The 14,218-nt window shown below is 64.3% G+C and carries 17 protein-coding genes; 10 read left to right on the top strand and 7 right to left on the bottom strand.

Annotation, left to right across the window (positions count from 1 at the left end):
• Window positions 1–47: 47 nt before the first annotated feature.
• Window positions 48–740 (bottom strand): winged helix-turn-helix transcriptional regulator, encoded by a 693-nt coding sequence (locus NKH59_RS12060; RefSeq protein ID WP_352457625.1) that lies wholly within the window; start codon window positions 738–740, stop codon window positions 48–50.
• Window positions 741–1,078: 338 nt separating this feature from the next.
• On the opposite strand from NKH59_RS12060, the gene NKH59_RS12065 reads away from it, so the two are divergent.
• The 4 genes from NKH59_RS12065 to NKH59_RS12080 all read left to right on the top strand — a co-directional run bounded on the left by NKH59_RS12065 (window position 1,079) and on the right by NKH59_RS12080 (window position 2,668).
• A complete protein-coding gene (locus tag NKH59_RS12065) occupies window positions 1,079–1,405 on the top strand; it encodes a DUF1330 domain-containing protein (protein ID WP_023677873.1) in 327 nt (108 codons plus the stop codon).
• Window positions 1,406–1,532: 127 nt separating this feature from the next.
• Window positions 1,533–2,057, top strand: coding sequence for a hypothetical protein (locus NKH59_RS12070; protein ID WP_502908698.1), 525 nt, complete (start codon window positions 1,533–1,535; stop codon window positions 2,055–2,057).
• Window positions 2,058–2,192: 135 nt separating this feature from the next.
• The gene (locus NKH59_RS12075) at window positions 2,193–2,483 is read left to right on the top strand and encodes a hypothetical protein (RefSeq protein WP_353022036.1); all 291 of its coding nucleotides are present in this window, start codon (window positions 2,193–2,195) and stop codon (window positions 2,481–2,483) included.
• Between the two features lie 38 nt (window positions 2,484–2,521).
• A complete protein-coding gene (locus NKH59_RS12080) occupies window positions 2,522–2,668 on the top strand; it encodes a glycine zipper domain-containing protein (protein WP_353022038.1) in 147 nt (48 codons plus the stop codon).
• Between the two features lie 72 nt (window positions 2,669–2,740).
• Here the strand turns inward: NKH59_RS12080 and NKH59_RS12085 are convergent, their stop codons facing one another.
• Window positions 2,741–3,904 carry a M20 aminoacylase family protein gene (locus tag NKH59_RS12085; RefSeq protein WP_352616115.1) on the bottom strand — a complete coding sequence of 388 codons (1,164 nt, stop codon included), beginning with the start codon at window positions 3,902–3,904 and terminating at the stop codon, window positions 2,741–2,743.
• A 270-nt stretch (window positions 3,905–4,174) separates the two neighbouring features.
• Between NKH59_RS12085 and NKH59_RS12090 the strand changes: the two genes are divergently transcribed.
• Together NKH59_RS12090 and NKH59_RS12095 are read left to right on the top strand one after the other, a co-directional pair.
• The gene (locus NKH59_RS12090) at window positions 4,175–5,353 is read left to right on the top strand and encodes a D-alanyl-D-alanine carboxypeptidase family protein (protein WP_353022126.1); all 1,179 of its coding nucleotides are present in this window, start codon (window positions 4,175–4,177) and stop codon (window positions 5,351–5,353) included.
• Window positions 5,354–5,357: 4 nt separating this feature from the next.
• Entirely contained in the window at window positions 5,358–6,455 is a 1,098-nt protein-coding gene (locus tag NKH59_RS12095) for a CobW family GTP-binding protein (protein ID WP_353022040.1), read from the top strand.
• A gap of 190 nt (window positions 6,456–6,645) precedes the next feature.
• Here the strand turns inward: NKH59_RS12095 and NKH59_RS12100 are convergent, their stop codons facing one another.
• The 5 genes from NKH59_RS12100 to NKH59_RS12120 all read right to left on the bottom strand — a co-directional run bounded on the left by NKH59_RS12100 (window position 6,646) and on the right by NKH59_RS12120 (window position 10,576).
• Window positions 6,646–6,921 carry a sulfurtransferase TusA family protein gene (locus NKH59_RS12100; RefSeq protein ID WP_352683120.1) on the bottom strand — a complete coding sequence of 92 codons (276 nt, stop codon included), beginning with the start codon at window positions 6,919–6,921 and terminating at the stop codon, window positions 6,646–6,648.
• Window positions 6,922–6,926: 5 nt separating this feature from the next.
• Window positions 6,927–8,252, bottom strand: a complete 1,326-nt coding sequence (locus tag NKH59_RS12105; RefSeq protein WP_353022127.1) for a L,D-transpeptidase family protein — start codon at window positions 8,250–8,252, stop codon at window positions 6,927–6,929.
• A gap of 210 nt (window positions 8,253–8,462) precedes the next feature.
• Window positions 8,463–9,413: an acetyl-CoA carboxylase carboxyltransferase subunit alpha gene (locus NKH59_RS12110; RefSeq protein WP_352471457.1), complete on the bottom strand. Its 951-nt coding sequence runs from the start codon at window positions 9,411–9,413 to the stop codon at window positions 8,463–8,465.
• Between the two features lie 99 nt (window positions 9,414–9,512).
• On the bottom strand, window positions 9,513–10,430 hold the full coding sequence (locus NKH59_RS12115; RefSeq protein WP_353022043.1) for a site-specific tyrosine recombinase XerD: 918 nt from the start codon (window positions 10,428–10,430) through the stop codon (window positions 9,513–9,515).
• Window positions 10,427–10,576: a hypothetical protein gene (locus tag NKH59_RS12120; protein ID WP_023677884.1), complete on the bottom strand. Its 150-nt coding sequence runs from the start codon at window positions 10,574–10,576 to the stop codon at window positions 10,427–10,429. Before NKH59_RS12120 ends, NKH59_RS12115 begins: the two co-directional genes overlap by 4 nt.
• Window positions 10,577–10,734: 158 nt before the next feature.
• On the opposite strand from NKH59_RS12120, the gene NKH59_RS12125 reads away from it, so the two are divergent.
• From NKH59_RS12125 to NKH59_RS12140, 4 genes are read left to right on the top strand one after another with little or no spacing between them, the layout of a single operon-like run.
• Window positions 10,735–11,337, top strand: a complete 603-nt coding sequence (locus NKH59_RS12125; protein ID WP_352457618.1) for a shikimate kinase — start codon at window positions 10,735–10,737, stop codon at window positions 11,335–11,337.
• On the top strand, window positions 11,334–12,476 hold the full coding sequence (gene aroB / locus NKH59_RS12130; RefSeq protein ID WP_353022045.1) for a 3-dehydroquinate synthase: 1,143 nt from the start codon (window positions 11,334–11,336) through the stop codon (window positions 12,474–12,476). The genes NKH59_RS12125 and aroB overlap by 4 nt, the downstream gene beginning before the upstream one ends.
• Window positions 12,473–13,369: an HlyC/CorC family transporter gene (locus NKH59_RS12135; protein ID WP_353022048.1), complete on the top strand. Its 897-nt coding sequence runs from the start codon at window positions 12,473–12,475 to the stop codon at window positions 13,367–13,369. Before aroB ends, NKH59_RS12135 begins: the two co-directional genes overlap by 4 nt.
• A gap of 40 nt (window positions 13,370–13,409) precedes the next feature.
• The gene (locus tag NKH59_RS12140; protein WP_353022050.1) at window positions 13,410–14,216 is read left to right on the top strand and encodes an alpha/beta hydrolase; all 807 of its coding nucleotides are present in this window, start codon (window positions 13,410–13,412) and stop codon (window positions 14,214–14,216) included.
• Window positions 14,217–14,218: the final 2 nt, after the last annotated feature.

Below are 14,218 nucleotides of genomic sequence, written 5' to 3' on the forward strand. Positions count from 1 at the left end.
ATCGCGCCCGACACATAACCGCTTCGGGAGGTTTCGCCAAGAGGCAGCTAGGCCGCTCGCTTGGGTTCGACCGCGAACGGGCTCAGGCCCAGCCAGGTCTGCATTTTACGGGCGATATCCTGGTCGCCCGTCAAGATGACTTTCGGCCCGGCCTTCTCGACGGTGATCAGCCCCATCCAGATTTCGGTCATCGTGTGCAGGTCGGTCGAGACGTAGAGATCGACATCGAAGCCCGGATCGTACCAGCAGAGGTCGACCTCGCCGTGCTTCTCGACGATCAGCCACCATGACCGCTTGGAGGCGGGGAGCTCCTGATACAGAAATTGTATTACTGTGCGCCCGTCGGGAAGCGGCGACGCGTTGAGATTGCGCCGCATGTCCCACATCAGCAGCGACGGATCGAGGTTCTTCAGCGACAGCCGGGACTCGACCCATTTCTGGCCCCAAAAACCCATCGCCTCGACGACGGAACGCAGATCCCTGCCTGCCTCGGTCATCCGGTATTCGAAGATGCCTTTCTCGCCGCGCACCTCCTTGCGCTCGACGATCCCGGCCAGTTCGAGCTCCTTGAGCCGTTGCGACAGAAGGGTCGGCGACATTTTGGGGACGCCGCGGCGCAAATCGTTGAAACGGGTCGAACCCGCCACCAATTCGCGAAGCAGAACCATGGTCCAGCGGGTGCACAGCACCTCGGCGGCCATCGATAACGGGCAGAACTGTTTGTATCCAGACTGGGTCACGATGTTGCCTTCCCTCAAACTCCGCCGGAACCATAGGCCTTTCCCGGCGACGCGGCGAGTACAGAAACTGTACCGGCCCAGTGCGGTGGGTTCGAAGTTCCTGCTTTCTGGGTGGCATCAGCATTAGGAACTTCAAATCCAAAACCACACTGGAAATCCAAGCACTTGCTGGTGTGGCTTTTGAATCCGAAATTCGCTCGCTGCGTTGCTCCAAAGTGAATGCGAATTTCGGATTCGCCACACCAGTACAGATCGGGGACTGGCTGGCGCGACCCTTGCCATGCGACCCCTCTGCCGCTGCACGGGATACCCCTGTGCACGACCAGGAGACATGACCCATGACCGCTTACGTTATCGCAGACATCAAGGTGAGGGACCCGAAGTGGATGCCGGCCTATGCCGCGTCGGTCCACGACCTCGTTCACAAGCACGGCGGCAGATATCTGTCGCGCAGCGGCAATGTGAAGACGCTCGAAGGCAAGCCGCTCGACACGACGCTGATTGCCTTGATGGCGTTCCCGACCGAGGCCGCGGCTCGCGCCTTCACCGACGATCCTGCCTACGCACCCTTCGTTTCGGCCCGTCAGGGCGGCAGCGACAGCCGTTTCCAGCTGATCGACAATTCCGATCTGGCCGGAACCATCCCCTATCTGCCGAAGGGATGATCTTCCCCTGCATTCGTCGCATCGGGACAGGGATCTCCCAGCAACAACAGCCACAGCGCCCACCTGCCGGACCTCCCTACTTCCGGTGGCCGGCCGGGCTGTGCTTTTCAAGAAGAATGGAATGACTATGACAATCAACTTTCGCAATAGAGTTCTCGCTGCCGCGGCGCTGCTGTCGGCCTGCACTGCGTTGGCGCAGGCGCATCAGGCAGCGCCCGCGTCCGGTCCCAATCCGCTGGCCGACAAGGTACGCGCGGCCAACAGCCGCTTCGAGAATGTGGCGGCGGCGACCGCTGAGGGCTATGCGCCAATCCCTTGCGCCAGCGGCATCACCGGCGGCGCCATGGGCATCCATTACGTCAATCCCGGCTACCTCAAGGACGACCCTGTCGATGTCGCCAAGCCGGAAGCGGTGATGTACGAGCCGATGGCCGACGGCACGCTAAAACTGATCGCGGTCGAATACATCACCTCGAAAGGCCCGGCCTCGCTCGACGGGCATCTGTTCAACTTCAACAGTGCGCCCAATCGCTATGGCCTCGGCCCGTTCTACGAGCTGCATGTCTGGGCCTGGAAGGGCAACCCGACCGGCGCCTTCGCGGACATGAACCCGAATGTGTCGTGCGAACCGACGACTGCTGCCAGCCAGTAAGCAGCCGAGCCAGGCGGCGCCAACGCCGCCTGGCCGCGCTGAATTGCGGGGCAGCCGGCAACGGGCGCAAAGACGGCTCAGATAGCGGAACTTTCGGGATGCCGGCGCGCTTTAGTGTCCCGAAGGAGACATCGCATGAGCGCCACCAAAGAGTTCTTTCAAACGTGGCTGCAGGAGAATGTCGGCAATCTGCCGGCCGAGAGCGAGGTGAGCGTCGCCGTCCTGGCGCAGCAATTCGAGCAGGATGCCGATGCTGCCGGCTATGGCCACGAGGTTCGCGAAGACGAACTCGGCGATATCCAGGAGGCGATCGAGGCAGCCCTGACGAAGGCGAGGACAGGCGAAGAGCCGCAGGCTTCCGACGACAATGAGCTGGCGCCGGTCATGGAGGCGCTGGAGGTCGAGGATCCGAAGAGCGGACCGTAGCCGTTGCGGCTCTTGCCTTCCACGCTACATGACCGGGCATGATGGATGCCAAACACCTCACACTCGGCGTCGTGATCGGCGTGGCTATCGGCGTCGTGTTGGACAACATTGTCGCGGGCATTGGTATAGGTATCGCTCTGGGCATTTCCTTCGGCCTTGCCCGGAAGTCGTCCGGCCGGAAGTGACCAGCAGAACATGTCCTGCCCTATTTTGCCACCCAGAGGTGCGGCGGTCGCCGCACAGCCGATGCGGAAGGGCTACGCCGCCAGCGCTGTTTCCGCCAGCTTCACCCAATAGCTCATGCCGTGCGGGATGACCTCGTCGTTGAAGTCGTAGGCTGGGTTGTGCAGGCCGGCGGTATCGCCATTGCCGATGAAGATGAAGGCGCCCGGCCGCGCTTCAAGCATGTAGGAGAAATCCTCGCCGCCCATCACCGGCTGGATGGCGCGGTGCACATGGCTGTCGCCGGCGACGTCGGCCGCGATGTCGCTGGCAAAGACCGTCTCTTCCGGATGGTTGAAGGTGACGGGGTAATTGGCATTGTAATCAACCTCGATTGTCGCGCCGAAGGCAGCGCCCAGGCCTTGGCAAAGTGCGCGGATGCGCTCCTCTGCCTTCTTGGCGACTTCCTTCTTCAGCGTGCGTACGGTGCCGGCGATCTCGGCAGTCTCGGGAATGACGTTATAGGCGTCGCCGGCGTGGAATTTCGTCACCGAGACGACCACCGCCTCGACCGGATCGGTGCTGCGCGAGGCGATCGTCTGCAATGCGCCGACGAGTTGGCTGGTGATGACGATCGGATCGATGGTGCCGTGCGGCATCGCCGCGTGGCCGCCCCGGCCCTTGACGGTGATGGTGAATTCGGCGGTCGCCGCCATGATCGGGCCCGGCCTGATGGCGAACTGGCCGACCGGCAGGCCCGGCATGTTGTGCATGCCGAAAACCTTGGAGATAGCGAAGCGCTCCATCATACCGTCCTTGACCATCTCGTTGCCGCCGCCGCCGCCCTCTTCGGCCGGCTGGAAGATGACCGCGACGGAGCCTGCGAAATTGCGCGTTTCGGCGAGGTATTTGGCGGCACCCAACAGCATTGCGGTGTGGCCGTCATGACCGCAGGCGTGCATCTTGCCGGGGACGGTCGAGGCATAGGATTTGCCGGTGATCTCGTTGAGCGGCAGGGCATCCATGTCGGCGCGCAGGCCGATGGTCGAGCCTTCGCCGTGGCGGCCGCGGATGATGCCGACGACGCCGGTCTTGCCCAAACCCGTCACGATATCGTCGCAGCCGAAAGCCTTCAGCTTCTCGGTGACGAAAGCGGCGGTCTTGAAGACGTCGAAATTCAGCTCCGGCGTCTGGTGCAAATGGCGGCGCCAGCCGGCCACCTCGTCCTGCATTTCGGCGGCTCGGTTCAGGATCGGCATGATAATTCCATTTCGCTGTTGGAGCAGGCGGTCTTGGCCTGCTGCTTTGCAATTGTGCCTGCTGCCTTGCAACCATGCACGCTGCTTTGCATTGTGCTGCTGCTTCCACATTGTGATCGGCAGCACTTTGCCATGTTGACGTCACATAGAGTAAATAGCACCGCGACTGTGGTCCGGGAACAGAGGGCCGGACCATTATCCTGGCGATCGTGTAACGAAATCTTATGGAGCCAGGTGCGACTGCGGCAAGAGGCTATTTCGGTTTTCATGATGCGCTACAGGCATTTCCTCAGACTGTTGGTGGCCGGCACGGTGGTGCTTGCGTCGCTGGCCGGGCCTGCCTTGGCCAATCCGACAATCCTGTTCGACCTGAACAGCGGCAAGATCCTGCAGCACCAGGAGGCTTTCAGGCGCTGGTACCCGGCGTCGCTGACCAAGCTGATGACCGCCTATGTGGCGTTTCGGGCGATTGCCGTGGGCGAGGTCCAGCTCGATTCGCCGATCAAGGTAACGAAACATTCCGCCGGCGAGCCGCCGAGCAAGATGGGCTTCAAGCCGGGCTCGGTGATGCGGTTGGACAATGCGCTGAAGATGATGCTGGTCAAATCGGCCAACGATATCGCCATGGCGGTCGGCGAGAATATCGGCGGTTCGCAAGCGGCTTTCGCCGAACGCATGAACGCCGAAGCGCAGAGGCTCGGCATGAGCGGGTCCCATTTTGTCAATCCGAACGGGCTCTATTCGCCGGACCAGTATACGACAGCGCGCGATCTCGCTTTGCTGGTGATGGCGATTCGCAAGGAATTTCCGCAATATGCCCCCTGGTTCTCGATCGAAGGCCTTGCGGTCGGCAAGAAGGCGATCTCCAACTACAACCTGCTGATCGGCCGCTATCCGGGTGCCGACGGCATGAAGACGGGTTTCGTCTGCTCGTCCGGCTTCAACATGATCGGCTCGGCGACCCGCAACGGCCGCACCCTGGTCGCCGTAGTGCTCGGCGAGCAATCGGCCATTACCCGTGCAGAGGCGGCGGCAAAATTGCTCGACCAGGGCTTTGCAACGCCGGCGCCGAGCTGGCTGACGGTAGCGGCGCTACCCACCTATGGCGATACCATGTCGGCCAACGACATGAATGACGAAATCTGCAAGAAGAAGCCGGTCGAGGAGCAGTCGGAAACCGCACCCGCCGTCGGCGACAAGGGCAAGGACGTGCCGAAATCGCCCTATCAGGAAAAGCTCGACCATGTACCGACGCTGATCGCCGTCGGCCTCGGCGGCGCCACGGGACCGAAGCCGAAGGCGATGCTCGACGCCTCCGGGCAGGAATATGCCGACGTGCCGCTGCCGACATGGCGGCCGGACCGGGCGCCGCCGGCCGGCGCCGAGCCAATTGTGGCCGGATCCGCCACCGCCGCGCAGGTCCAGCAGCCGGCCAAGGCGCTGAACTAGCCGCATGGCCGGCTTCCCGATCCCCGTTTCGGTGCTCACCGGCTTTCTCGGTGCCGGCAAGACGACGCTGCTCAACCGGCTGCTCCGAGATCCGGCGCTCGCCGACACCGCCGTCATCATCAACGAGTTCGGCGAGGTGGCGATCGACCATCTCCTGGTCGAGCAGGCCTCCGACGGCATCATCCAGCTCTCCGACGGCTGTCTCTGCTGCACGGTGCGCGGCGAACTGGTCGACACGCTGGCTGACCTCGTCGACCGGCTGCAGACCGGCCGCATCGACCGGCTTGCCCGCGTCATCGTCGAGACCACCGGGCTCGCCGATCCCGCCCCCGTGCTGCAGTCGATCATGGCACACCCCGCCCTGGTCCAGGCCTTCCGGCTCGACGGCGTCATCACCCTGGTCGATGCCGTGAACGGCAATGCGACGCTCGATGCGCATGTCGAGGCGGTGAAGCAGGTGGCCATCGCCGATCGCATGGTGCTCAGCAAGGCCGACCTGACCACGGATGCAGGCGATGTCGAGGCGTTGCGGGCGCGGCTCAGGCAGCTCAACCCGGGCGCCGTGGTGCTCGACGCGGGCGAGGCAAGCACCGCGACCCTGTTCGATAGCGGCCTCTACAATCCGGCCACCAAATCCGTCGATGTGCAGCGTTGGCTGGGCGAACAAGCCGGCCACGACCATGACCACGGCGGGCATGACCATCCCGACCATGATCACCATGACCACAGGCACGATTCCCGTGTGCGTTCGTATTCGCTGGTTCATGACGGGCCGGTGCCGTTTTCGGCAATCGAGATGTTCCTCGATCTGTTGCGCTCGGCGCATGGCGAGCGCCTTTTGCGGATGAAAGGCGTCATCGAGCTTGCAGAAGACCGGTCGCGGCCGCTGGTTATCCATGGCGTGCAGAAGATCCTGCATCCGCCGGTGCAACTGCCGGCCTGGCCGGACAGCCAGCGCGGCACCAGGCTGGTGCTGATCACGCTCGACATGCCCGAAGACTATGTCCGGCGGCTGTTCGCCGCCTTCACCAACCGGCCGTCGATCGACACGCCGGATCGCGCAGCACTGGAAAGCAACCCGCTGGCTATTGCCGGATCGTGATCTCCCCCCTTGAGGGGGAGATGTCGCCGAAGGCGACAGAGGGGGTCGCCTCGGCTGGCGCCCCTGTGGGACGAAAGAAAAGGTTGGCGCTTCACGCGCGGCAACCCCCTCTGGCCTGCCGGCCATCTCCCCCTCAAGGGGGGAGATTATCCCGCTCAGCCGCTTTCGCCAGAACGAGCTAAGTCGAGACTCAGCCGATCCCGCGCTCGACCAGGAAGCGGTGGCCGCCTGCCATCGCCGTCGTTTCGATCAGCCGATGGCCGCTCTCGGCGCAGAAGGCGGGAATGTCGATGACGGCGAGCGGGTCGGTGGTTTCGAGCCACAGGCGGCTGCCCGGCTGCATTGCGGCCAGGCGCTTTTTTGCCTTGAGCACGGGCAACGGGCAGTTCAAGCCTTTGAGGTCGTAGACGGCGGCGGGGCTGGTTGAGGGCCTGTCTTCCTGGCCCCCATCTTCCTGTTCAAGCATGAACCTCAGCCGCCAAACATGCCGAGCAGCTTCTTCTTCAGCCTTGTCGCCGTGCTTTCGGCGTCCGCAGCCTGCGTTTCGACTGCCGGGGCGGCCTCCGATGGCGCTACGGTGGCGGTGGCGACAGGCACCTCGGCGGCGGTCTTGGCAGCTTCCTTTTCGGCTAGCGCCTGGGCTTTTGCAGCTTCCTTCTCGGCCAAGGCCTGTGCCTTGGCTGCCGCTTTCGCTGCCTTCGCCGCTTCTATCGCGGCAAGCCGCTGTTCCTCGGCCTTCTGCTTGGCAGCCTTTTCGGCGTCGAGCGCTGCCATCTTGCGGCCCGCCGGCGAATCGATGCGGCCCATGCGCGCCGTTTCGGCCACCGTGCCGTCCGGGTTGAGCGAGGGCGGCTCGATCGGAACGCGTTCGCCGCGGGCACGCCGCTTCGACCAGTCGGAAACGATGCTGGCTTCCTTGATCCCGGCGATGGTTGGCTTGGGCGCCGGCACGCTGGCCTTTATGGCGCCGTTGAAGGCCGCCTCATAGGTGCTTTGATAGGCGTTGATGGCGCTCTTCAGCGAATCGGGCTGGGTGGTCGGAGGGCAAGGGCCGGTCGGATTGAAGGTCGAGCCGTCGGCCGCAACCTGGTTGAACACGTAGCGCTTCTCGCAGACGTCGACTTTCGGCGGCACCTTGGTGACCTCGAAATTGTCGTAGCCAACCTTCAGCATCTTCCAGAATTCGTAGTTCGGGTCGTTGCGATAGCGCGCCATGTTGGCGGCGGTCATGCGGAACGGAAAAGCCTGGATCTGAAACTCGGTCTGGCCGCCCTGGAAGGCGTCGCGGCCGAAAGCGTAGATCTGCTCGATCTGGGCGTCGGTCATCGAATAGCAGCCGGACGACGAGCAGGCGCCATGGACCATCAGGTTGGAACCGGTGCGGCCATTGGCGCGGTCATAGGCGTTCGGGTAGCCGATATTGAAGGACAGGTGGTAATTCGACCGCGGGTTCATCTGTGCCGGGCGGACCGTGTAAAAGCCTTCCGGCGCCTGGCGGTCGCCTTCGGTGAATTTCGGGCCGAGCTTGCCCGACCATTTGCAGATGTCGTAGCTGGCGACCAGGTCGTAGCGGCCGTTGGTCTTGGCCTTCCAGATTTCGAGCTTGCCTTCTTCCTTGAAGATGCGGGCCATCACCGAGGAGGTGCGGACCATGCCCTTGGCTTTCATTTCGGCCAGGACTTTGTCCGGCAGCGGCTTGTTGGCTTGCGGCGCAAAATCCTTCATCGAAGCGTCATTGCAGCCGGCGACGCCGATCGCAGCGATCAGAACTCCGGTGCGGGCAAGCTTGGCAAACATGGATATGGCTATCGTCTTCATCTCTGCGCCGCGGATGCCGCAGCTGCTAAACCGACCGCTGACGGACCTTAAGCCCGTTAACCTTGAAAATTCCTTACCGCAAGCATGCGGCGCGTCCCCTTGCGTTAAGCTCACTGAGCCGAATGCAGCGGCATTTTTGTGGCGAAACTGGTTCACGCCGCCACATTTCAGGCCGCGTGCCTGCGTTGGTTACAGATTGCGGCCCATCGCCAGGTATTTCTCGCGGCGATGCTCGCGGAAGTCGGTGTTGGCGCCGGAGAATTCCTTCATCGTCCTGGCGATGAGGTCGCCGGTGGCGGCGATCACCGTTTCGGGGGCGCGATGGGCACCGCCGAGCGGCTCGGCGATGATGGCGTCGATGATCTTCAGCTCCAGCAGGTCCTGCGCCGTGATCTTCATATTGGTCGCAGCATCCTTGGACCGCGTGGTATCGCGCCACAGGATCGAGGCGGCGCCCTCCGGCGAGATCACCGAATAGATGGCGTGTTCGAGCATGTAGACGCGGTTGGCGGTGGCGATCGCTATAGCGCCGCCCGAGCCGCCTTCGCCGATCACCACCGAGATCGACGGCACCTTCAGGCCAAGGCAGGCCGAGGTCGAGCGGGCGATGGCTTCCGCCTGGCCGCGCTCTTCGGCGTTGACGCCGGGATAGGCGCCGGCCGTGTCGACCAGCGTCAGCAGCGGGATCTGGAAGCGGTCGGCGAGTTCCATCAGCCGCACCGCCTTGCGGTAGCCCTCCGGCCGCACCGAGCCGAAATTATGCTTCAGCCGGCTTGCCGTATCGGAACCCTTCTCCTGGCCGATGATCGCCACCGGCTCGCCGCGAAAGCGGGCGAAGCCGCCGACGATCGCCTGGTCCTCGCCGAAATTGCGGTCGCCGGCAAGCGGCGTGAAATCGGTAAGCAGGCCCTTGATGTAGTCGATGCAATGCGGCCTGTCCGGATGGCGCGCCACCTGCACCTTCTGCCATGGCGTCAGCGCCTTGTAGGCGTCGCGCAGCGCATCGCGCGAGCGCTTCTCGAGACGTGCGATCTCATCGCCGACGTCGACCGCCTCGCCGTTCTCGGCAAGCTTCTTCAGCTCAAGGATCTTGCCTTCGAGATCCTGCACAGGCTTTTCGAAATCGAGGTAATTGTACATTCTTGGGCGAACCGGCAAGTCGGAAGGCAATGACTGACGCAAGCCCGAAAATGCAGGCTGGGCGCGGTGGAGCGTCGTTCTCACATAGCGACATGACGCCTAGTCGGCAAGCGGATGATGATCGTTGACCAGACGCACCAGCCGCTCCTCCAGCACATGCGTGTATATCTGCGTGGTTGAAATATCGGCATGGCCGAGCAGCTGCTGCACGGCCCTGAGATCGGCGCCGTTCTGCAAGAGATGGCTGGCGAAAGCATGGCGCAGCACATGCGGCGATATCTTCGCCGCGGCAATGCCGGCCCGCGCGGCAAGCCCTTTCAGCTCGCGGGCAAAGACCTGTCTCGAGAGATAGCCGCTGTCGGCGGCGGCCGGAAACAGGAACGGGCTGTCGGCAAGAGCCGGCACCGCCGCCCGGGCGGCAAGCCAGGTCCGCATCGCCGTGCGCGCCTTGGCCGACAGCGGCACCATGCGTTCCTTGTTGCCCTTGCCGCGGACCATGAAGAAGCGGTCGTCGCGCTGCGCCACCGTCACGGGAAGGCCGACCAGCTCCGAAACGCGCAAGCCGGTGGCGTAGAGCACCTCGACCAGCGCGTGCAGGCGCAGCGCCGCCAGGCTGTCGCCGTCATGCAGGGAGGGGTCCATTGCCTCCTGCGCGGCACGGTCGAGCAGCCGGCCGGTATCGGCCTCGCTCATCGTCTTGGGCAGCGGCCGGCCTTTCCTCGGACTGCCCAGCGTGCCGGTCGGATCGTCGCCGCGCAGGCCCTCGGCATAGAGGAACTTGAAGAACTGCCGGATCGCCGACAATTTGCGCGCCTGCGAGGTGGCGGCAAAGCCGCGCGCGGCGATGTCGTCGAGATAGGCACGGATATCGGCGCTGGTGGCAGCGGCAAGCCCACCGCCGATCCCGGCGGAAGCGTCTTCGAGGTCGCGGCGATAGGAGGAAAGCGTGTTTTCGGCGGCGCCGCGCTCGGCGCTCATCATCTCCAGGAAGGCTTCGATGCGAGCGGCGCTGTTCATTTTTTGGGATTGAGCTTTTCCGGAGGGATACGCACGCTCATTTCCGCCTTCCTCGGCTCGACGAACATGACCAGGGCGAACATCGCGCCATAGACAATGCCGGCCAGAATCGCGAGCGTCACGACAAAGCGAAACAGTGTTGGCATTAATTTTCGCCCGTCGTCTTATTCTGCATTTCCAACCCTGTGCCCTTATGAGACGCCAATCCGGCCAATTCAAGGGTGAAGCCCATAGTCCCGGTTGCGCCGCGCTTGACGCAAACAGGCTTTTGATGTCGATACGCCGCCAAAGAGGCCCTAGAAGCATGAACGCGCTACCAGCAAATCCTCCGGGCGAGAGCCATGCCGCGCTGCTCGGCCGGCTGGGCGGCCGTTCCATCGTCTTTGTCGGGCTGATGGGCGCCGGCAAGACGGCGATCGGCCGCAAGGTGGCGGCGATGCTGGCACTGCCCTTCATCGACAGCGACCAGGAGATCGAAACTGTTTCGCGCATGAGCGTCCCGGACCTGTTCGAGCGCTATGGCGAGGCGGAGTTCCGGGCACTGGAGCAGCGCGTCATCCTGCGTGTGCTGGAGCACGGGCCGCAGGTGCTGTCGACCGGCGGCGGCGCCTTCATGAACGCGCAGACGCGCGAGGCGATCGCCAGCCATGGCGTTTCGGTTTGGCTGAAAGCCGAGATCGACCTGTTGATGGAGCGCGTTTCCAAGAAACAGAACCGGCCGCTGCTGAAAAGCGCCGATCCACGCGCCGTGCTGGAACGGCTGATGGCGGAACGCTACCCGGTTTATGCCGCGGCCGACGTCGTCGTGCCGACCCGCGACGACCGGAAGGAGATCATTGCCGCCGAAGTGGTGGACGCGCTGCGCGGCCATCTCGGCGTTGCCGACATTGACGAGGTGCGGTCGTGAGCGCTGATGCAACGGTCTCTGTCGAAGTCGGGCTTGGCGAGCGTGCCTACGATATTTTGATCGGTCCCGGCCTGCTGTCACGCGCCGGCGCCGAGATTTCGCGCCGTCTGCCGGGGACGCGGGCGGCGGTCGTCACCGACGAAAACGTCGCGGCCGCGCATCTCGCGACGCTTGCGGCCGGCCTGGCAAGCGGTGGCATCCAACATGCCGTCATCACGTTGCCGCCAGGCGAAAAGACCAAGAGCTTTGCGCATCTCGAAGAGGTGGTCGACGGCGTGCTGGCCGCCAAGCTGGAGCGCGGCGACGTCGTCATCGCGCTCGGCGGCGGCGTCGTCGGCGACCTCGCCGGCTTTGCCGCCGGCATCGCGCGGCGCGGCATGAACTTCGTGCAGGTTCCGACCTCGCTGCTGGCGCAGGTCGATTCCTCCGTCGGCGGCAAGACCGGCATCAACAGCAAGCGCGGCAAGAACCTGGTCGGGGTATTCCACCAGCCCAGGCTGGTGCTGGCCGACACCGAAGTGCTCGACACGCTGCCGATCCGCGAGTTTCGCGCCGGCTATGCCGAACTGGCCAAATACGGGCTGATCGACCGGCCCGAGTTTTTCGCCTGGCTGGAAGAAAACTGGCGTCAAGTGTTTGCCGGCGGGCCGGAGCGGGCTGCGGCCATCGCCGAGGCCTGTCGTGCCAAGGCCGACGTCGTTGCCCGCGACGAGTTCGAGACCGGCGACCGCGCGTTGCTCAATCTCGGCCACACCTTCGGTCATGCGCTGGAGGCGGCGACCGGCTATGACGGCGCAAGGCTCGTGCATGGCGAGGGCGTCGCCATCGGCATGGCGCTGGCGCACCGCTTTTCGTCAAGGCTCAATTTGGCGAGCCCCGACGACGCGGCGCGTGTCGAGGCGCATCTTCGCGCCGTCGGTCTGCCCTGGCGCATGGCCGACATTCCAGGCGAACTGCCCGACGCCGAGACGCTGTTCTCCTTCATCACCCAGGACAAGAAGGTGTCGCGCGGCGCGCTGACCTTCATCCTGACGCGCGGCATCGGCCAGGCCTTTATCGCCCGGGATGTGCCGCCCTCGGAAGTGCTGGCGTTCCTCCGGGAGAACCATCCGGGTCGGCAGGAAAGCCGCCCGGGATGAGCCAGGCCGGCTGGATCGCGGCTGCCGTGCTCGCCGGCCTCGGCCTGCTGGGCTTCGTCTTGCGCCGGCGCCTGCTCGCCGCCTTCGGCTACGAGCTGCAACGCATGGAGCCGCAGCGCTCGGCGCGCGAGGAACTGCGCGGCGCCGTCGACGATTTCCGCCGCGACGGCCAGGTGGTGCGCGAGGACCGCGCCCGCATCGGCGGCCTGTTCGACCTCGAGGAGCTCGAAGTGTCGGACGTCATGGTCCACCGCACCAATATGCGCTCCGTCAACGCCGACGACCCGCCCGAAGCGGTGGTGCGCGAGATCCTGCAGAGCCCGCACACCCGCATGCCGTTGTGGAAGGGTTCGCTCGACAACATTGTCGGCGTGCTGCACGCGAAGGATCTGCTGCGCGCGCTGAACGAGGTCGGCAACGATTTTTCCAGGATCGACGTGATGAAGATCGCGTCGAAACCGTGGTTCGTGCCCGACACCACGACGCTTCAGGAGCAGCTCAATGCCTTCCTGCGCCGCAAGGCGCATTTCGCCATCGTCGTCGACGAATATGGCGAGGTCGAAGGGCTGGTGACGCTGGAAGACATCATCGAGGAGATCGTCGGCGAGATCGCCGACGAGCACGACATCGACATCCAGGGCGTCAAGCAGGAGGCCGACGGCTCCGTCGTCGTCGACGGCACGGTGCCGATCCGCGACCTTAATCGGGCGCTCGACTGGAACCTGCCGGACGAGGAAGCCACCACCATCGCCGGCCTTGTCATCCACGAGGCGCAGTCGATCCCGGACGAAAAGCAGGCCTTCACGTTTCACGGCAAGCGCTTCGTCGTCATGAAGCGCGACAAGAACCGTATCGCGCGGCTGAGGATCAAGCCGGCGATGCTTGGAGAATGACAGTGCGCACCTTGTGGCAGCCGTGGGCAGTCAGGAGGTGATGACGATCGATCGGCGAAGCCTGCTTCTGGCGTCGATGGCGGCGCTGCTGCCGGGACAGGCGGCGGCATTGCGGCTGCGTTCGCCGTCGCCCGAAACCTTCGACTATGGGCCGGCCAAGCTCGATATCTATTCCCGCGATGGCGCAGGCGGCCTGCCGGTCGTCTTCTTCGTCCATGGCGGCGCCTGGCGGGTCGGCAACCGCAACAATGTCAATTCCAAGCCTGGTTTCCTGCTCGACAATGGCTTCGGCTTCGTCTCGATCGACTACCGGATGCTGCCTGAAGCCGACGTCGCCACCCAGGCGGCAGATGTCGAACTGGCCTATCGTTACGTCCGCGCCAACATCGCCAGGCATGGCGGCGATCCGGACCGGATCGTCGCCATGGGCCATTCGGCCGGCTGCCATCTCGTCGCATTGACCGGGCTGCGCGGCGGCCTGCCCGGCGTCGCGGCGCTGGTTCTCGACGACACCAGGGCCTACGATCTGGAGGCGCTGGCCAGAAGCGGCGGCATGGCAGGGGTCTATGCCCGCGCCTTTCCCGATCCGGCACAGTGGCGCGCGCTGTCGCCTGTCACCTATGTGGAAGGGCGCAAGCACCCGCCGACCTTCATCGCCCATTCGCGGGCGAAAGCCCGCGCGGCGGACGCGCAGGCCTTCGCCGGGCGTCTGCGCGCCACCGGAACCAGGGTCACACTGTTCGACGGCAGCGCCTATTCGCACATGTCGATCAATCGCGACTTCGGCACCGAGGGCGATGCATTGACCGCAGCGGTGATGGCTTTCCTGAGGGCGAGCCTCGGCTGAAA

This window comes from Mesorhizobium sp. M0998 (assembly GCF_040318885.1).
In the GTDB taxonomy this organism is placed as follows: domain Bacteria; phylum Pseudomonadota; class Alphaproteobacteria; order Rhizobiales; family Rhizobiaceae; genus Mesorhizobium.